The sequence below is a fragment of the Klenkia taihuensis genome (assembly GCF_900112525.1).
GTDB classification, from domain to species: Bacteria; Actinomycetota; Actinomycetes; order Mycobacteriales; family Geodermatophilaceae; genus Klenkia; species Klenkia taihuensis.
In genome coordinates, this window is the sequence record NZ_FOMD01000001.1 from 154,024 (window position 1) to 170,367 (window position 16,344).

The 16,344-nt window shown below is 76.6% G+C and carries 16 protein-coding genes and 1 tRNA gene; 7 read left to right on the forward strand and 10 right to left on the reverse strand.

Annotated features, from left to right (window positions below; all coding sequences use genetic code 11):
* Positions 1-576 (forward strand): TetR/AcrR family transcriptional regulator, encoded by a 576-nt coding sequence (locus BM158_RS00750; protein ID WP_165628796.1) that lies wholly within the window; start codon positions 1-3, stop codon positions 574-576.
* A 1-nt stretch (position 577) separates the two neighbouring features.
* Here BM158_RS00750 and BM158_RS00755 read toward each other — a convergent pair whose 3' ends face one another.
* Entirely contained in the window at positions 578-1,792 is a 1,215-nt protein-coding gene (locus BM158_RS00755) for a metallophosphoesterase (RefSeq protein ID WP_229827544.1), read from the reverse strand.
* A gap of 10 nt (positions 1,793-1,802) precedes the next feature.
* The gene (locus tag BM158_RS00760; protein ID WP_091553494.1) at positions 1,803-3,578 is read right to left on the reverse strand and encodes a CYTH and CHAD domain-containing protein; all 1,776 of its coding nucleotides are present in this window, start codon (positions 3,576-3,578) and stop codon (positions 1,803-1,805) included.
* Between the two features lie 95 nt (positions 3,579-3,673).
* Between BM158_RS00760 and BM158_RS00765 the strand changes: the two genes are divergently transcribed.
* Both BM158_RS00765 and BM158_RS00770 read left to right on the forward strand, forming a co-directional pair.
* The gene (locus BM158_RS00765) at positions 3,674-4,627 is read left to right on the forward strand and encodes an endonuclease/exonuclease/phosphatase family protein (RefSeq protein ID WP_091553497.1); all 954 of its coding nucleotides are present in this window, start codon (positions 3,674-3,676) and stop codon (positions 4,625-4,627) included.
* A gap of 17 nt (positions 4,628-4,644) precedes the next feature.
* Positions 4,645-6,264: a Na+/H+ antiporter gene (locus BM158_RS00770; protein WP_091553501.1), complete on the forward strand. Its 1,620-nt coding sequence runs from the start codon at positions 4,645-4,647 to the stop codon at positions 6,262-6,264.
* On the opposite strand, the gene BM158_RS00775 is transcribed toward BM158_RS00770, so the two are convergent.
* The 3 genes from BM158_RS00775 to BM158_RS00785 are packed head-to-tail and all read right to left on the reverse strand — an operon-like array spanning position 6,249 to position 9,546.
* The gene (locus BM158_RS00775) at positions 6,249-7,019 is read right to left on the reverse strand and encodes a nitrilase-related carbon-nitrogen hydrolase (protein ID WP_091553504.1); all 771 of its coding nucleotides are present in this window, start codon (positions 7,017-7,019) and stop codon (positions 6,249-6,251) included. The two genes, BM158_RS00770 and BM158_RS00775, sit on opposite strands and share 16 nt — an antisense overlap.
* On the reverse strand, positions 7,016-8,179 hold the full coding sequence (locus tag BM158_RS00780) for a pyridoxal phosphate-dependent aminotransferase (RefSeq protein WP_229827543.1): 1,164 nt from the start codon (positions 8,177-8,179) through the stop codon (positions 7,016-7,018). Before BM158_RS00780 ends, BM158_RS00775 begins: the two co-directional genes overlap by 4 nt.
* Positions 8,176-9,546 (reverse strand): RNB domain-containing ribonuclease, encoded by a 1,371-nt coding sequence (locus BM158_RS00785; RefSeq protein ID WP_229827542.1) that lies wholly within the window; start codon positions 9,544-9,546, stop codon positions 8,176-8,178. Before BM158_RS00785 ends, BM158_RS00780 begins: the two co-directional genes overlap by 4 nt.
* A 60-nt stretch (positions 9,547-9,606) precedes the next feature.
* Here BM158_RS00785 and BM158_RS00790 point away from each other — a divergent pair, with 60 nt between their 5' ends.
* Together BM158_RS00790 and BM158_RS00795 are read left to right on the forward strand one after the other, a co-directional pair.
* Positions 9,607-10,452 (forward strand): Fpg/Nei family DNA glycosylase, encoded by an 846-nt coding sequence (locus BM158_RS00790; protein WP_091553512.1) that lies wholly within the window; start codon positions 9,607-9,609, stop codon positions 10,450-10,452.
* Between the two features lie 83 nt (positions 10,453-10,535).
* Positions 10,536-11,474, forward strand: a complete 939-nt coding sequence (locus BM158_RS00795; protein WP_091553516.1) for a nucleoside hydrolase — start codon at positions 10,536-10,538, stop codon at positions 11,472-11,474.
* Here BM158_RS00795 and BM158_RS00800 read toward each other — a convergent pair.
* Both BM158_RS00800 and BM158_RS00805 read right to left on the reverse strand, forming a co-directional pair.
* Entirely contained in the window at positions 11,471-11,707 is a 237-nt protein-coding gene (locus BM158_RS00800) for an RNA-binding S4 domain-containing protein (protein ID WP_091553521.1), read from the reverse strand. The genes BM158_RS00795 and BM158_RS00800 overlap by 4 nt on opposite strands.
* The gene (locus BM158_RS00805) at positions 11,701-12,405 is read right to left on the reverse strand and encodes an MOSC domain-containing protein (RefSeq protein WP_091556080.1); all 705 of its coding nucleotides are present in this window, start codon (positions 12,403-12,405) and stop codon (positions 11,701-11,703) included. Before BM158_RS00805 ends, BM158_RS00800 begins: the two co-directional genes overlap by 7 nt.
* An 84-nt stretch (positions 12,406-12,489) precedes the next feature.
* Between BM158_RS00805 and BM158_RS00810 the strand changes: the two genes are divergently transcribed.
* Positions 12,490-13,134, forward strand: a complete 645-nt coding sequence (locus BM158_RS00810; protein ID WP_091553525.1) for a PilZ domain-containing protein — start codon at positions 12,490-12,492, stop codon at positions 13,132-13,134.
* Here the strand turns inward: BM158_RS00810 and BM158_RS21970 are convergent.
* Both BM158_RS21970 and BM158_RS00825 read right to left on the reverse strand, forming a co-directional pair.
* Positions 13,131-14,981 (reverse strand): aldose epimerase family protein, encoded by a 1,851-nt coding sequence (locus tag BM158_RS21970; RefSeq protein WP_109504811.1) that lies wholly within the window; start codon positions 14,979-14,981, stop codon positions 13,131-13,133. The genes BM158_RS00810 and BM158_RS21970 overlap by 4 nt on opposite strands.
* A gap of 39 nt (positions 14,982-15,020) precedes the next feature.
* Complete coding sequence (locus tag BM158_RS00825; protein WP_091553529.1) at positions 15,021-15,656, reverse strand: HhH-GDP family DNA glycosylase; 636 nt, start codon at positions 15,654-15,656, stop codon at positions 15,021-15,023.
* A gap of 87 nt (positions 15,657-15,743) precedes the next feature.
* On the opposite strand from BM158_RS00825, the gene BM158_RS00830 reads away from it, so the two are divergent.
* The gene (locus BM158_RS00830) at positions 15,744-16,160 is read left to right on the forward strand and encodes a DUF1707 SHOCT-like domain-containing protein (protein ID WP_091553533.1); all 417 of its coding nucleotides are present in this window, start codon (positions 15,744-15,746) and stop codon (positions 16,158-16,160) included.
* A 62-nt stretch (positions 16,161-16,222) separates the two neighbouring features.
* Here BM158_RS00830 and BM158_RS00835 read toward each other — a convergent pair.
* A tRNA-Leu gene (locus BM158_RS00835) sits at positions 16,223-16,305 on the reverse strand.
* Between the last annotated feature and the right edge of the window lie 39 nt (positions 16,306-16,344).

Consider the following 16,344-nt stretch of genomic DNA (forward strand, 5'->3'; position numbering starts at 1 on the left):
GTGGCACAACAGGACTGGCGAGCTCTGAAACGCGACGCCACGCGCCGCCGGCTCACCGAGTCCGCCTACGAGCTGATCGCCGAGCACGGCTACGAGGCGGTCTCGGTGGCCGACATCGCCGAGGCGGCCGACGTCTCGGTGCCCACCTTCTACGCCTACTTCCGCACCAAGGAGCACGTGGTGCTCCCCGACCAGGACCTCGCCTGGATCAGCGGCCACCTCTCCCGCACGCCGGCCGACCTGCCGCTGCCGGAGCGGATCCGCGTCGGGTTGCACGCGATCGTGGCCGAGATCGAGCAGCACGCCCGCGCGGAGTCGATCCGTCGCTGGGAGCTGGTGCGCGCCGAGCCGGCCCTGCGCCGCCGCGCCTACGAGCGCGAGCGGGCGTCGGCGGGTGCGCTCGCCGAGGTCCTCGGCGTCGACCTGGCCACCTCCGAGGGCGCGGCCGACGTCGTGGTGCTGTCGGCCTGCCTGAGCGCGTCGACGACGGCGTTCCTGCGCTGGGCCGGGACCAGCGGGACCCGGCCGCTCGTCGAGCTGATCGACGAGGCGTTCACCGCCCTCCGGTCCATCTGAGCTAGAGCGGCTGCAGCTCGATCACGGTCACCTCGGGGCGGGCGCCCACCCGCATCGGCGGGCCCCAGTAGCCCGCACCGGCGGTGACGTAGAGCTGCGTGTCGCCTTGCTGCGACAGGCCCTCGACCGCGGGCTGGTCCAGCAGCACGGCGTAGTCGAAGGGCCACAGCTGCCCGCCGTGGGTGTGCCCGGACAGCTGCAGGTCCACCCCCGCCGCCCGGGCCTGCTCCACCTGCACCGGCTGGTGGGCCAGCAGCACCACCGGCCGGCTGTCGTCGCGGCCGTCGAGGGCGGCGTCGAGGTCGGCGCCGTGGCCGGGCAGCCCGGAGGCCGCCGCCGTCCGGTCGTCGATGCCGGCCAGGTCGAACACCGCCCCGCCGCGGCCGAGCTCCACCCGCTCGTTGCGCAGCACGTCCACGCCCAGGGTGGGCAGGTGGCGCAACCACTCCTCGGTGTCGGGCACGAAGTACTCGTGGTTGCCGGTCACGAAGAACGCGCCCTGCCGGCTGACCAGGTCGCCCAGCGGCGCGACCTCCTCGCGCAGCTCGGCCAGCGACCCGTCGACCAGGTCGCCGACGACGGCGACGACGTCGGGCTGCTGGGCGTTGACCGTCTCCACCAGCCGCTCGAACCGGCGTCCGCCGTAGGTCGCGGACAGGTGGCCGTCGGAGAAGGTGACGATCCGGTAGCCGGCCAGCTCCGGGGCCAGGCCCGCCAGCCGGATCGGCACCCGCCGCACCAGCGGCGCGGAGTTCGCCGCCCACAGCCCGTACCCGGCGGTGCCCACCGCCGCGACGCCGGCGGTGACCGCCAGCGACCGTGCCAGGAACAGCCGCCGCGAGACGTCCGCGGGCCCGGGCGCGGGGTCCTCGGCCGCCGCCGGCTCGGGCGCGGGCTCCGGTGCCGGGGCCGGGGCGCGTCGCTGCCGGGCCCGGAGCACCCAGCGCACCGGCTCGAGCACCAGCAGCGCCAGGAACAGGTAGAACGCCAGCCCGAGCCAGGTGTAGCCGACCCAGTCCAGCGGCGTCTGCACCGCGTAGGGCAGCGACCGCCGGCCGACCACGGCCGCCACGACCAGGACGGCCAGGACGACGACCGCGACGGTCAGCCACCGGCGGAGCACCCCCGGGCGGGTGGTGCTGCGCACGAGCCGGAACCAGAGGAACCCGTGCAGCAGCACCATCGCTAGGGAGACGACGGCACCGAAGGCGATCACGGTGCCAGTGTCACTTCCCGCGCGTCACCCCGTTCAGCACGGGGCCCAGCGTCGGCCACAGCGCCCAGAAGTCGCGCTCGGCCTGCACCGCGCGCATCTCCTCCAGGGCGTGCAGCCGGCCGTAGGTCCAGGCGTTCTCGCCGGCGGCGAAGGCGGCCAGGCCCTGGGTGCGGCACAGCTCGCGGGTGACCACGGTGTCCTGCCGGTCGCCCAGCACGTCCTGCAACTGCTTCATCGCGTCCACCACGCCCATCACGGCGCCGTTCTTCTTCCCCCCGGCGTCCAGCACCGGGGCGGCGACCTCGGCGGTGTAGCGGACCCGCTTGCCGGCCTTGCGCACCTCGTGCAGCGCCAGCTCGTAGGGGCTCTCGGCCGCGCCGTGCGGGGCGTCCCCGTCCTCGGCGAACTCGGCGTCCTCGGCGGTGTCGACCAGCTTCCGCAGCCGCTTGACGGTGTGCCGCAGGACGTCGGCGAGCACGGCGGCGGCGGGCTCGGTGGCCCGTTCCCCCAGCGGCGGCGCCGCGACCAGCGCGTGCAGGGTGTCCAGCAGGTTCAGGTAGCGGGAGAGGCTGAGGGTGGCGACGGCGTGGTCGGTGCCCTGGGTCCCGCCCTGGGTCTCGGCCTGCTGCAGCCGGGCGGCCACCGGGCCCAGCACGAACTCCGGCGGCTGGGCGGCGACCAGCTCGCGCAGGTGCTCCAGGGACACCTCGGCGTCGCGGGTGCCCGACAGCTCCTGGCCCAGCCACTGCAGCTCGTCGCGGACGGCGTCGGTGCGGGTGCGGTCGAGCACCGGGCGGTAGGCGGCCAGGACGCTGCGGATCCGGCGGGCGGCCACGCGCACCTGGTGCACGCCGTCCGGGACGCCGGTGCGGACCATGAGGTCGGCCCGCTGCAGCGCCTCCAGCTGCCCGCCGAGCGCGGCGACGACGACCTCGCCGGCCTTGGGGACCGCCGCCAGCCGGGCGGCCTCCGCGGCCTCCTTCGCGGCGGCCTTCTTCGCCTTCTTGGCCTCCTTGGCGGCCTTCTTCGCGGCCTCCGCGCGGCGGGCGACCTCCTTGGCGCGGGCCTTCTTGCCGGTGGGCAGCGGCTCCTCGATCGCGGGCGGCTCGTCGTCGCCGGCGTCGTCCTCGTCGTCGGCCTCGTCGGCGACCGGGGCCGGCGGCGGGCCGGCGAGCCGGTCGGCCAGCACCCGGGTCAGCTTCGCCGCCGACGCCGAGGGGCGGGCGCCGGAGACGACCAGCTCGGCGCCGACCGCGCCCAGCAGCTCCTCGTCGCCGTCCACCAGCTCGACCTCGACCTCGCGCCAGGTGGTGACGACGGCGGCCTCGCCGGCGGCGGCCGGCAGCGCGGTGCCGGTGACCTGGTCGTCGGCCACCTCGGCGAGCACCCGGCCGTCCTCGGCCAGCAGCGGGACGACGGTGCGCCGGGTCGCGAGGGTGGCGACCTGGCCGGCCGGGGCGCGGCGGACGACGCCGAGGACGGGCTGCAGCACCGCGCGCGGCGGTGCCTTGAGCGCCCGGCCCAGCGGCGAGTGCAGCTCGCGGCGGGCCCCCGCGGCGGCCGGCAGCTTGAGGTGCCAGCCGTCGTCCGGCCCGCCGGTGCGGCGGCGCAGCGTGATCCGCGCGCGGGCCAGCCGCAGGTCGGCGGTGTCGTAGTAGGTCGCCGCCAGCTCGTGCACCACCGGGGCGCCGACGGAGGCCACCCCGGGCACCCCCGCGAGGTCGGGCAGCGCGAACGTCTCCTCGACGTCGAACTTCCGCTCGATCTCCGTGTGCTCGGTCGCCACGCTGCACCCACTCCTGGTTCGTCGTCCTGCGGTCTGAGGTGCGCTTTCTACCTCAGCCAGATGAACGGCAACCCCGTGGTCGATCATGGCCGGTGATGAGCACCCTCCGGCGCGAGCTGCTGCCCCTGGCCCTGACCACCCCGTGGGCGGTGTGCGCGGGGCTGCGCGCCACCGGCACCGAGCGGGGCTGGCCCCTGGTGCCGGCGCTGTCCTTCGTGCCGTACGCGGCGGCGTCGTCGGTGCTGCCGCTGGCCCTGGCGGCAGCCCGGCGGGCCCCGGTCGCCACCGCCGTGGCCGCCGCGGCCGCCGGGGTGCTGGCCGGTGCCACCGCGGGCCGCACCGTCGCCGCTCCCCCGCCTGGCCCGGGCCCGCGGGTGCGGGTGGTGTCGGCGAACCTGCTGCACGGCCGCGCCGACCCCGCCGTCCTGGTCGACCTGGTCGCGTCCTTCGACGCCGACGTGCTGTGCCTGGTGGAGCTGACCCCCGCCGCCGACCGGGGGTTCCGCGCCGCCGGGCTGCCCGACCTGCTGCCCAGCGAGCACGTGCGCGGCCACCGGCCCGGGGCGCCCCCGGCGGCCGGCGGCGCGGTGTGGACCCGGCTGGAGGTGCTGGAGCGCTCCGCCGCGCCCGGACGGTTCGAGCAGCCCGTCGTCCGGCTGGCCGTGCCCGGCGCGCCGGACCTGGAGGTCATGGCGGTGCACACCGACCCGCCGGTGACCGCGCGGCGCACCCGCCGCTGGGAGCAGGAGATGGCGCAGCTGCCCGCGGCCGGCGGCGGCGTGCTGCGGGTACTGGCCGGCGACTTCAACGCCACCCCCGACCACGCCACCTACCGCCGGCTGCTGGCCCGGGGCTACGCCGACGCCGGGGCGCGGACCGGCCGCGCGCTGGTGCACACCTGGACGCCGGAGAGGCGTCCGCAGCCCCGGCTCACCCTGGACCACGTGCTGGCCGACCGCCGGATCGGCGTGGCCTCCTTCCAGGTGCACGACCTGCCCGGCAGCGACCACCGGGCGCTGGCCGCGGAACTGGTGCTGCCGCCGGTCTGAGGAGAAGGATCGAGGGCGTGCACGCGCTCGAGGTCGTGGTGGTCGTCGGTGTCCTGGTCCTGGTCGGCTCGCTGCTCGCCCGGTGGGTGCGGCTCCCGCCGCCCCTGGTGCTGCTCGCGCTGGGCACGGTGGTCGGCTTCCTGCCCGGCGTCGGCGGGGTGGAGATGCCCCCGGACGTCGTCCTGTTCCTCTTCCTCCCGGCGCTGCTGTACTGGGAGTCGCTGACCATCTCGCTGCGCCAGATCCGGGCCGACCTGCGGGTGATCAGCCTGATGTCGGTGGGCCTGGTGCTGGTCACCGCGGGCACCGTGGCGGTGGTCGGGCACGCGCTGGGCCTGTCCTGGCCGATGGCGTTCGTGCTGGGCGCGGTGCTGGCGCCCACCGACGCCACCGCCATCGCCACCGTCGCCGGGCTGCTGCCGCGCCGGGCGCGGACGCTGCTGCGGGCGGAGAGCCTGGTCAACGACGGCACCGCGCTGGTGGTCTTCGGCGTCGCGGTCGGGGTGGCGGTGGGCACGCTGGACGTCGGCCCGGGCGGGGTGGCCTGGCGGCTGGTCGGCTCCTACGCCGGGGGCATCGCGGTGGGTCTGGCGCTGGCCTTCGCGGTCACCGAGCTGCGCCGGCGGCTGACCGACGTCCGGCTGGAGAACGTGGTCGGCGTCCTCACCCCGTTCGTGGCCTACCTGCCCGCCGAGCTGCTGCACGCCTCGGGCGTGGTCGCGGTGGTGACCTGCGGGCTGACGCTGACCCAGATCGCCACCCGGGTGGTCTCCCCCGCCGCGCGGGTGCAGGCCGCCGGGTTCTGGTCGCTGACCACGTTCCTGCTCAACGGGTCGCTGTTCGTGCTGGTCGGCCTCGAGCTGCACGCCGTGGTCGAGGGGCGCACCGCCGGGGAGATCTGGACCGGCGTGGTGGCCACGCTCTGGGTCGCGCTCACCGTCGCCGGCACCCGGCTGGTCTGGGGCAACACGCTGCCCTTCGTCATCCGGGCGCTGGACCGCCGGCCCGCCCAGCGGCTGCGCCGGGTCGGGTTCCGTGGTCGGCTGCCCGGGCAGTGGGCCGGCTTCCGGGGGGCGGTGTCGCTGGCGGCGGCCCTCGCCGTCCCCACGACGACGGCGGCCGGCGGGCCGCTGGAGGGCCGGGACCTGGTGCTCCTGGTGACCTTCGGCGTCATCGTGGTGCTGCTGGTCGTGCAGGGGCTGACCCTGCCCGCGGTCATCCGGTTCTCCCGGCTGCAGCCCGACCCGGCCGAGGCGCAGGAGGAGCTGCTGGCCCAGCGGGAGGCCCTGGGTGCCGCGCAGGCGGCGCTGGACGTCCGGGCGGCCGAGCTCGGCGTCCCCGAGGCCGTCGTCGCCCGGGTGCGGGAGGCGCACGAGGCGCGGGAGCGGCAGCTGCACCTGACCCAGGTGCTCAGCGACGGCCGGGTCACCGACCCCGACCACCGGGCGGCGAAGAAGGCGGTGCTGGCCGAGGCGGAGTCCGAGCGGCGGCTGCGGCTGGCGCTGCTGGGCGACAAGCGGGACGCCGTGGTGCGGCTGCGCGACCTGCACGCCATCGACGACCTGGTGCTGCGCCGGGTGATGGCCCAGCTCGACGCCGAGGAGGTCCGCCTGGTCGGCGTTCAGCCCGAGGAGTGACGCCTGTCCTGCAGGAAGCGGAAGCGGTCGCGGACCCGGGCGACCTCGGCCGGGTCGACCTCGGCGACCAGCACCGTCTCCTCGCCGGCGGCGGTGGCCAGCAGCTCGCCGAGCGGGCTGACGACCCGGCTGTCGCCGGCGTGCCCGGTGCCGTCGCCGGCGGTACCCACCCGGTTGCAGCCGACCACGTAGGCCTGGTTCTCGATGGCCCGGGCCTGCAGCAGGGTCTGCCAGTGCAGCCGGCGGGCGGCGGGCCAGTTGGCCGGCACCAGGTAGACGTCGGTGTCCGGCGCGAGCGCCCAGAACTCGTCGGCGAAGCGCAGGTCGTAGCAGACGAACAGGCTCACCCGCAGGTCACCGACCTGCACGGTCACCGGCGCGGAGCCCCCGCGGAAGTAGTCGTGCTCGCGGGTGTGGGTGAACGGGTGCAGCTTGCGGTAGCGGTGCACGGTGCCGTCGGGCCCGGCCAGCACGAACGAGTTGTAGGGCCGGGGGTCGTCGTCGGCGACCTCGGCGCTGGTGCCGCCCACCCAGACGCCGTGCCGGGCGGCCTGCTCGGTGAGCCACTGCGCCGACGACCCGCCCTCGGGCTCCCCGATGCCGTGCCGCATGGAGAACCCGGTGGAGAACGTCTCGCTCAGCAGCACCAGCTCGCCGCCGGCGCCCACCGCGCGGTCGACCAGCCCCGCCAGCCGGGCGTGGTTGGCCGCCCGGTCCTCCCAGACGATGTCGTGCTGGACGACGGCGATCCTCATGCTGCGGTCAACCTCCGGACGGCCTCGGCGAGCACCTCGGGCCGCTTGCAGAACGCGAACCGGACCAGGTCGCGGCCGAGCTCGGCGTGCTGGGGCAGGTAGAACGCCGACATCGGGACGGCGACGACCCCGACCCGGTGCGGCAGCTCGCGGCAGAAGGCGAGCCCGTCGCCGTCGACCCGCACGGTGGCGAAGTAGGTGGCCTCGGGGATGGTCACCAGCAGCCCGGCCTCGGCCAGCCCGGCGACGAGCAGGTCGCGCTGGTGCTCCAGGTCCGCGGCGACCCGGGCGAAGAACGCGTCGGGCAGGCCCAGGCCGGCGGCGATCGCGGGCTGGAACGGGCCGGCGTTGACGTAGGTGAGGAACTGCTTCGCCGTCCGCACGCAGGTGACCAGCTCGGCCGGGCCGCACACCCAGCCCACCTTCCAGCCGGTGGTCGAGAAGGTCTTGCCGCCGCTGCTGACCACCAGCGTGCGCTCGCGCATGCCGGGCAGCTCCGCCAGCGACACGTGCTCCGCGCCGGTGAACACCAGGTGCTCGTAGACCTCGTCGGTCAGCGCCACCAGGTCGTGCTCGCGGACGACCTCGGCCACCAGCTCCAGCTCGGCCCGGTCGAACACCTTCCCGGTCGGGTTGTGCGGCGTGTTGAGCAGCACCAGCTTCGTGCGGGGCCCCACCGCGGCGCGCAGCTCGGCGGGGTCGAAGGTCCACCGGCCGGGCTCCCCGGGCGGTGGTGGCCGCAGCGGCACCGGGACGACGACACCGCCGGCCATCGAGATGCAGGCGGCGTAGCTGTCGTAGAGCGGCTCGAACACCACGACCTCGTCGCCGGGGTCCAGCAGGCCCAGCAGCGCGCCGGCCAGGGCCTCGGTGGCGCCGGCGGTGACCAGCACCTCGGTCGCCGGGTCGTGGGCCAGGCCGCGGAAGCGCTGCACGTGCGCGGCGACCGCCTCGCGCAGCACCGGCAGGCCGGGGCCGGGCGGGTACTGGTCGAGCTCGGTGCCGATGGCGGCCCGGGCGACGTCGAGCACCTCGGCCGGGCCGGGGGTGTCGGGGAAGCCCTGACCGAGGTTGACCGAGCCGGTGGCCACCGCCAGGGCGCTCATCTCGGCGAAGACCGTCGTCCCGAAGCCCTGCAGGCGCTGGGCGAGCAGGCTCACCGGGCGTCCTGGAAGCGCACCGTGCGGGTGGCCGGGTCGGCGACGTCCACCCGCACCCGGGCGACCTCGCCGGCCTCGAACCGGCCGTCGGCGCGGCCCTGCACGGCCAGGTCCCGCAGCACCACGGTGGCGCGGTCGTCGTCGGCGTCGAGCACGACCGCATCGAACACCTCGCCCACCCGGTCGGCCAGCAGCGTGGCCTCGACCAGGTCGACGACGGCCCGCTCGACGGCGTGCGTGCGCCGGTCGGAGGCGGCCATCAGCGCGGGCAGCTCCGGCAGCGCGGCGCGGATCTCCGCGGACGGCTGCTCCCCCGCGGCCACCGCCAGGCAGACCTCGGTGCCGAACCGGTCGACCAGCCGGCGCAGCGGGGCGGTGACGTGCGCGTAGGGCCCGCCGACGCCGCCGTGCCCGGGCTCGGCCGGCGCCTCGCCGTCGAAGGCGGTGTAGCCGGCGCCGCGCAGCAGCGACGTGGCGGCGTCGAGGAAGGCGGCGTGCTGCGGGCGGGCCGGGTCGAGGGTGGCGATGACCTCGCCCGGGGTCGCACCGTCCGGCCAGGCCACCCCGAGGCCGGGGGCCAGCCGCCGGAGCGCGGCCACCGCGCCGGGGTCCGGGGGCGGCAGGGTGCGCAGGATGCCCACGCCGCCGTCGAGCATCAGCCGGGCGGCGCAGCGGCCGGTGAGCAGGGAGATCTGCGCGTTCCAGCCCTCGACGGCGCTCTGGCCGCGGAACACGACGGTCCAGCCGCCGTCCGGGCCGGGCTCGACCTCCTGGGACGGCGTGCCGAGCTCGATGGCGCCCCGGTCGCGGGCGCGGGCCTGCAGCAGCCGGCCGACCTCGGGCAGCAGCTCCAGCTCGGCGGGCAGCTGCTCGCCGACCGACTCGTAGTCCAGCTGGGCGCGGCTGCGCACCCGGGCCCGGCGCAGGTCGACCGCGGTCACCTCGCCGTCGGCGTCCAGGTCGATGGTCCACAGCGCGGCCGGGCGCAGCTGGCCGGGCAGCAGGCTGGCCGCGCCCTCGCTCAGCTGCGGCGGGTGCAGCGGGGTGCGGCCGTCGGGGCAGTAGACGGTCTGGCCGCGCCGGCGGGCCTCGGCGTCCAGCGCGCTGCCCGGTGCCACGAAGGCGCCGACGTCGGCGATGGCGTAGGAGACCCGGTAGCCGCCGTCCGTGCGGGCCAGGTGCACGGCCTGGTCGAGGTCGCGGGCGCCGGGCGGGTCGATGGTGACCAGCGGCAGGTCGGTGGCGTCGTGGTCGGGCAGCGGGGGGTCCGCGGCGAGCCGGTCGGCCTCGGCCAGCACGTCGGCCGGGAACTCCGCGGGGACCTCGAACTCCGCGCGGATCGCGGCGAAGTCGAGCGGACCGGACACCCTCAGCACGCGAGCCACCCCGTCACCGTTCCACGTGGAACGTGCAGGTACACAGTGCCCATGCCCGAGGGACACATGATCCACGTCGACGCCCGCCGGTTCGACGAGGCGATGGGCGGCCACGTGGTGCACGCGGAGAGCCCGCAGGGCCGGTTCACCACCGGTGCGGCCGCGCTGGACGGGCGCACGCTGCGCAGCACCGAGGCCTTCGGCAAGAACCTGTTCCTGCGGTTCTCCGGCGACGCCCCGCAGTACCTGCACGTGCACCTCGGGCTGATCGGCGGCTGGACCTGGTGGGACCACGACCACCAGCAGCTCTCCGGCCGGCCGGTGGTCAAGGCCGACGACTCCAACGTCCGGCTGCGGCTGCGCTCCGGCCGCGGGGACGCCGCACGCAGCGCCGAGCTGCGGGGCGCGATCACCTGCACGCTGGTCGACGAGGAGGGCCTGGACAAGGCCGTCGCCAAGCTCGGACCCGACCCGCTGCGCGACGACGCCGACCCCGACGTCGCCTGGGCCAAGGTGCGGAAGTCCAGGAAGCCCATCGGCGGTCTGCTGCTGGACCAGGCGGTGACCGCGGGCGCGGGGCTGATCTGGCGGGCCGAGGTGCCCTTCCTGGCCGGCGTCGACCCGCACCGGCCCGGGGTCGACGTCACCGAGGACGAGTTCTCCACCATGTGGTCGGAGATGCGCCGGGTGATGAAGGACGCCGTCGAGCGCGGAGGCAAGGAGATCACCACCGACCCCGCGGACCGTCCGGGGACCGACGGGCACGTCAGCCGGGACGACGCCTTCTACGTCTTCCGCCGGGAGGGCGAGCCCTGTCTCCGGTGCGGGACGGCGGTCGAGGTCGCCGAGATGGGCAACCGCAAGGTCTGGTGGTGCCCCTCCTGCCAGCCCCGCTAGGGACGTCGCCGCCGGCCGCGGCCGCCGCGGGCGGGGCCGGTACCGTCCGCCGGGTCCGTCCGCCGTCCCGAGGAGTCCCCGTCGTGGTCGCCCGCACGCCCGTGTTCCTCGACTGCGACCCCGGCATCGACGACGTGCTGGCGATCGCGTTCCTGCTGACCCGGCTCGAGCTGGAGCTGGTGGGCATCGGCACCGTGTCGGGCAACCTCGACGCCGCCGGCGCCGCCCGGAACACGCTGCAGGTGCTGGACCTCCTCGGCGCCCCCGCGATCCCGGTGGCCGCCGGCACCCGCGACTTCCGCACCCGCGCCTACGCCGGCGGCGCCCCCGACGTGCACGGCACCAACGGCATCGGCGACGTGGAGCTCCCGCCGACCGACCGCGTGCTGGACCCCCGCGGGGCGGTGCAGCTGCTGCTGGACCTCGCGCACGAGCACCGCGGCGCCCTCCGGGTGCTGGCGATCGGCCCGTTGACCAACCTGGCCGCCGCCCTCGACGCGGACCCCGAGCTGCCCGGTCTGGTGCGCGACGTGGTGGTCATGGGCGGGGCGTTCACCGAGCCGGGCAACATCACCCCGCACGCCGAGGCCAACATCTGGAACGACCCGGAGGCCGCCGACCTGGTCTTCGCCGCGCCGTGGCCGGTCACCGCGCTCCCGGTGGACGCCGCCCGGCGGCAGCGTCTGGAGGCCGCCGACCTGGACGAGCTGCGCGCCGACGCCTCCCCCGTCGTCGGCGCGATCGGCCGGATGCTCGACGTCTACGGCGAGTTCTACCGCGGCGTGTTCGGCCAGCGCCTCGCCGTCCTCTACGACCCGCTGGCCGCCGCGCTGCTCACCGACGCGGTGCAGGTCGTCCGCGAGCTGACCGGGCCCGTGGTCGTCACGACCGGGGACGGCGAGGAGCGGGGCCGCACCGTGGTGGGCGGGGTGCACCCGGGCCGGCCGGAGCACCGGGTCGTGCTGGCCACCGAGCCGGCGTTCGCGCCGCTGCTGGTGGCTGCGCTGTCGTCGCTGGGCTAGGGCGCCCGGTCCACCCGGACGTCGCCCAGGCCCTCGATGCTCACCACGTCGCCGGCGTGCAGCTGGCGCCCGCGGCGGTCCTCGGGCTCGCCGTTGACCTGCACGGTGCCCTCGGCGAGCACGTCCTTGACCTGCGCGCCGGTGGGGACGGCGTCGACCAGCTTCAGCAGCTGACCCAGCCGGATGACGTCCTCGCCCGGGCGGAGCTCCACGGTCTGCACGGGGTTCACCATGCCCGCAGCTCGTCGCCGACCGCGATCCGGCCCCCGCTGCTGGGCACCGCGCCCACCGACAGCGTGCCCCCGTGCGTGCGGTGGATGGTCTTGAGCACCGCGGTGTCCCGGCCGATCCCGCCGGGCTGGGGCCGGGTGGTCATCACGCAGCGGGCCACCGGGGCGACGACGTCGAGCACCGCGGTGCCCAGCCGCACCCGCTGGCCGACCAGCCCGTCCTCGCCGGCTCCGTCGAGCAGCACGTTGGCCCGGAACCGCCGCGGCGACCAGTCGCCGGTGGACCCGGTCGACAGCAGCGTGACCCGCGAGCCGGCGTTGTCGTGGAAGGCGCCGTCGGCCCCGGAGAAGGGGTTCCACCGCGACTCGGTCTCCAGGTCCGCGGGGTTCTCGTAGGTCCGCGGCCCGGGGTGGCTGGCCGGGCGCAGCTCCACCGACCGGCCCACCCAGTCCGAGAGGACGGCGTCGTCGCCGGTCACCGTGCCGTCGGGCAGCACCAGGTCGGGCCGGCCACCGGTGGTGCGGGCGGCGGCGAAGAGCAGCTCGGGCACCCGGCGGGCGGTGAGGCCGTAGCCGGTGGCGGTGTCGAACAGCGCCCACGCCCGGTCGCCGACGAACCCCTCCGGGCCGACGTCGACGGCGTCGCACCGCTCGCCCTGCACCGACTTGACCGGGTAGCGCCACAGCTCGAGGACCTGCATGCGGTCAGTGTCGCGCGCCGGGTGCTGCACGGAGGCCGTGCGGCGTGCCAGCCTGTCGCCGCCACCGAGACAGGAGCGACCCAGATGACCGACGGCGAGGAGCTGCCCGGCCCCCGCAGCGTGCTCGACGTGCACGTGCCCGACCGGGACGACCTGCTGGTGTCCTTCGTGCCCGAGGACCAGCCCGGGGACGGCGTCCTCGTGGTCACCGTCGCGCAGGACCGGACCGGACGGCGGATCCGCGTCCCCGTCGGCGAGGACGTCGAGCTGATCTGGTCCTCCCGCCGCGGCCCCCGCGCCCGCACCGCCCGGGTGCTGGAGGTGGTCACCGACGGCGAGCCCACCTGGCGGCTCGAGCCGCTGGGCAGTGTCCGCGACGGCCAGCGCCGGGGTGCGGTGCGCGCCGAGGTGCTGCTGCCGGCCGTGCTCACCGACGGCGCCCGCAGCGTCGAGGGCACCACGCTGGACCTGTCCGAGACCGGCGTGCGCGGCCGCTGGACCGTCACCGAGGGCTGGCCCGCGGTGCTGGACGCGCTGACGGTGACCCTGCACCTGGGCGACGACCGGGTGGTCTCCGGCCCGGCGGAGGTGCGGCGGGGCTTCCCGGTCACCGACGGCCGGCTCGAGGCCTCGCTGGTGTTCACCGACTGGCCCGAGCGCGCCCAGGACCAGGTGCGGGCCCGGGTGTTCGAGCGGTTGCGCCAGCTGGCCAGGCGCGGCGACCTCTAGGCGGGCCGCCAGCTCAGCGTCCAGCTGCCCGACCAGGTCTCCTCGGGCGCCAGCACGACCAGGTCGGCACCGTCGGCCAGCGCGTTCGGCGGGCAGGTCATCGGCTCCACGGCCAGGCTCCGCCGCCGCTGGCCCTCGGGCAGGGTGTCGCCGGTGTAGACCTGCAGCCACGGCCACTGCCCGTCCACGGCCAGCTCCAGCTCCCCCGCCGGGCCGGCGAGCCGTACCCGCGCCCAGCCGTCGTCGTCGCGCACCAGGTCGGTGAGGGCGTCGTCCAGCGCGCGGTCGCCGATGGTGCCGACCGCCCCGTCGAAGGCGTGCCGCCCGCCGGTGGGCAGGCCGCCGTCCAGGTCCAGGCGGGTGCGGGCGGGCACCTGCAGCGTCGCGGCGCCGACCGCGCCGTCGTCCTCGGACCCGACGTGCAGGTAGGGGTGCATGCCGACGCCGAAGGGGGCGTCGTGGGTGCCGGCGTTGCGCACCCGCACGGTGACGGTCAGCCGGTCCGGGTCCAGCCGGTAGTCCACCGCGACGGCCAGCCGGAACGGGTAGCCCGGCCGGGGCTCGAGCACGGTGCCGACGGTGACGGTGTCCTGCGTGCGGGCCAGCACGCCGAAGGGCTGCCAGGACAGCAGGCCGTGCATGGCCGCGCCCCCGGCGGCGGTGTCCAGCTGCAGGTCCGCGCCGCGCCAGGACCACCGGCCCCCGCGCAGCCGGTTCGGCCAGGGCAGCAGCAGCCCACCCCGCCGTCCCTTCGGCACCTCGCCGGTGGGGTAGCCGTCGAGCACGTCCCAGTCCCCGACCGCGAGGCGGCGCAGCCCGCCGCCGCGCAGGTCGACCGCGACCCGGGCGGTGCCGCGCTCCAGCCAGGCGCCCAGCGGCTCGGTGGTCGGCCAGGCGGCGTCCTCGGGGACGACGCCGGGCATGCCGAGCAGGTCGGCCAGCACGTCGAGCACCTCGGCCCGGCGGACGGCGGCGGCCGGCGCGATCTCGGTCAGCCCGAAGTAGCCGTGCACCAGGCCCGGCCCGGGCAGGTGGACGACGTGCACCCCGGCGGCGGCGAGCTCGACGGCGTAGGTGTCGCCCTCGTCGCGCAGCGGGTCGAACTCGGCGGTCGCGACCACCGCCGGCGGCAGCCCGGTCAGGTCGGTGCCCAGCGGGGCGGTCCAGCGGTCGCCGCCGTCGGGCAGGTACCAGTCCCAGAACTGCCGCATGTCGGACTTCTCGAGGAACAGGCCGGTGGCGTTCTCCTCCACCGACGGCATGGCCATCGTGGGGTCCAGGCCGGGGTAGGCCAGCAGCTGCGCGGCCAGCACCGGGCCGCCCTCGTCCCGGCAGCGCAGCGCGACGCCGACGGCGAGCCCCGCGCCGGCGCTGTCCCCGGCGACGACCAGCGGGGCGGCCGGCCAGCGCTCCGCGGCCCAGCGCACGGCGGCCACGCTGTCGTCCAGCGGGGCGGGGTGCGGGTGCTCGGGCGCCAGCCGGTAGTCGACGGCGACGACGATCGCGCCCAGCCGGTTGGCCACCGCGCGGCACACCGGGTCGTGGGTGTCCAGGTCGCCGACCGCCCAGCCGCCGCCGTGCAGCCACACCACCACCGGCCGCGCCTGCCCGCCCACCCGGCCGAGACCGGACCGGTAGACCCGCACCGCCAGGTCGCCGGCCGGGCCCGCGACGGTGCGGTCCTCGACGTCGGCGACCGGCTCGGGCCGGTAGCCCTCGCCGCGGCGGGCCAGCGACAGCGCGCGGTAGCGCTCCCGGTCGACGGCGGCGTCGCCGCGGACCAGCGGGGTGGCCCCGAGGTCGACGAGGCGCTGCAGGAACGGCGGGAAGTGCGGGTCGATCGGCACGGGGTCACCTCACCACGGCTCGGTGCACCCGGCGAGGGGTCAGCCGGCGAGCGGTTCCTCCCCCTTGCCCAGCAGGGACACCCGGACCAGGCCGGCGGCGAGGCGGGCCAGGTCCTCGCCGTCGACCAGGCGGGCCAGCGCGGCCGGGTCGGTGGGCAGGCCGACCCGCTCGGCGCCGCGCAGCGCGCGGTCGTCGAGGTGCGGCCGCAGCCAGGGCCACACCGCCTGCGCCTCGCGGAGGAACACGTGGGCGCCGGTGGGGCCGAACCCGGGGAACTCCTGCAGCAGCGCGGCGGCGCGGTCGGCGTCGCCGTCGGCCTCGGCGGCCAGCCGGCGCAGGTCGCCGTGCCAGCGGTCGCGCACCTGGGCGGCGAGGTCGCCGAGCTGGCGGGAGGTGCGCTCGTCGTAGCGGCGGTAGTGCCCGCGGCCCAGGGCGTCGACCCGGTCCTGCCAGCTGGCCTCGAGCATGTGGTCGGGGGTGGTCAGGCCGGCGTCGAGCAGCTCGGTCGTGGCCGCGACCGCGATGCCGGCGTCGATGCGGGCGGAGAGCAGCTCGGCCAGCACCAGCAGCTGCCACAGCGGGGCGGGGGTGTCGGCCAGCCGGATGCCGGCCTCGGCCGCGTAGGTAGTGCCGTGCTGGTCCAGGACGGCGGCGGCGGTGTCGCGGGAGGTCATGGGAGCGCCCTACCCGTGACGGGCCGACCAGCACATCGGTGACAGGTGTCAGTGGTGGCGCGGGGCTGAGCTGGGAAGACTCGGTGCATGCCCGCCACCGAGATCCGCGCCGCCGACACCGACCGCACCGCCGTCGCCGAGGTCCTCGGCCGGGCCCTCCACGAGGGTCGCCTCACCGTCGTCGAGTACGACGAGCGCCTGGCCGCCGCCTACGCCGCGCGCACCCACGCCGACCTCGCCCCGCTCACCGCCGACCTGCCCGGGCAGCCGCCCGCGCCGCGCCCGGTCGAGCGGCGCGCGACCTACGGCAGCTGCGGCGGGGGCGACCTCCGCCAGGCGTGGCGCGGGTACCTGACCGTCGCCCTCGTCGTGTGGGCGGTCTACCTGACGTCGTCCCTGGCCGGCGGCTTCTCCTACCCCTGGCCGGTCTGGGTGGTCGGCCCCTGGGGCGCGGTGCTGCTGGCCCGCACACTGACCACCCGCGTGGCACCGGCCCGACGCTGACCGGCGCGCCGCAGACGACGAGAGGCCCCACCCGGATCGGGTGGGGCCTCTCGTCTGCGCTGTGGGCAAGGGGGGAGTTGAACCCCCACGTCCTCTCGGACACACGGACCTGAACCGTGCGCGTCTGCCATTCCGCCACTTGCCCTGGCGAGGGAGAACACTAGCAGGGGCCCGCGAGCAGCTT

Coding starts and splice junctions, on each gene's coding strand:
- BM158_RS00765 (WP_091553497.1), top strand. CDS start 3,674: ATGAGCACCCTCCGGCGCGAGCTGCTGCCCCTGGCCCTGACCACCCCG.
- BM158_RS00775 (WP_091553504.1), bottom strand. CDS start 7,019: ATGAGGATCGCCGTCGTCCAGCACGACATCGTCTGGGAGGACCGGGCG.
- BM158_RS00790 (WP_091553512.1), top strand. CDS start 9,607: ATGCCCGAGGGACACATGATCCACGTCGACGCCCGCCGGTTCGACGAG.
- BM158_RS00800 (WP_091553521.1), bottom strand. CDS start 11,707: ATGGTGAACCCCGTGCAGACCGTGGAGCTCCGCCCGGGCGAGGACGTC.
- BM158_RS00805 (WP_091556080.1), bottom strand. CDS start 12,405: ATGCAGGTCCTCGAGCTGTGGCGCTACCCGGTCAAGTCGGTGCAGGGC.
- BM158_RS00810 (WP_091553525.1), top strand. CDS start 12,490: ATGACCGACGGCGAGGAGCTGCCCGGCCCCCGCAGCGTGCTCGACGTG.
- BM158_RS00825 (WP_091553529.1), bottom strand. CDS start 15,656: ATGACCTCCCGCGACACCGCCGCCGCCGTCCTGGACCAGCACGGCACT.
- BM158_RS00830 (WP_091553533.1), top strand. CDS start 15,744: ATGCCCGCCACCGAGATCCGCGCCGCCGACACCGACCGCACCGCCGTC.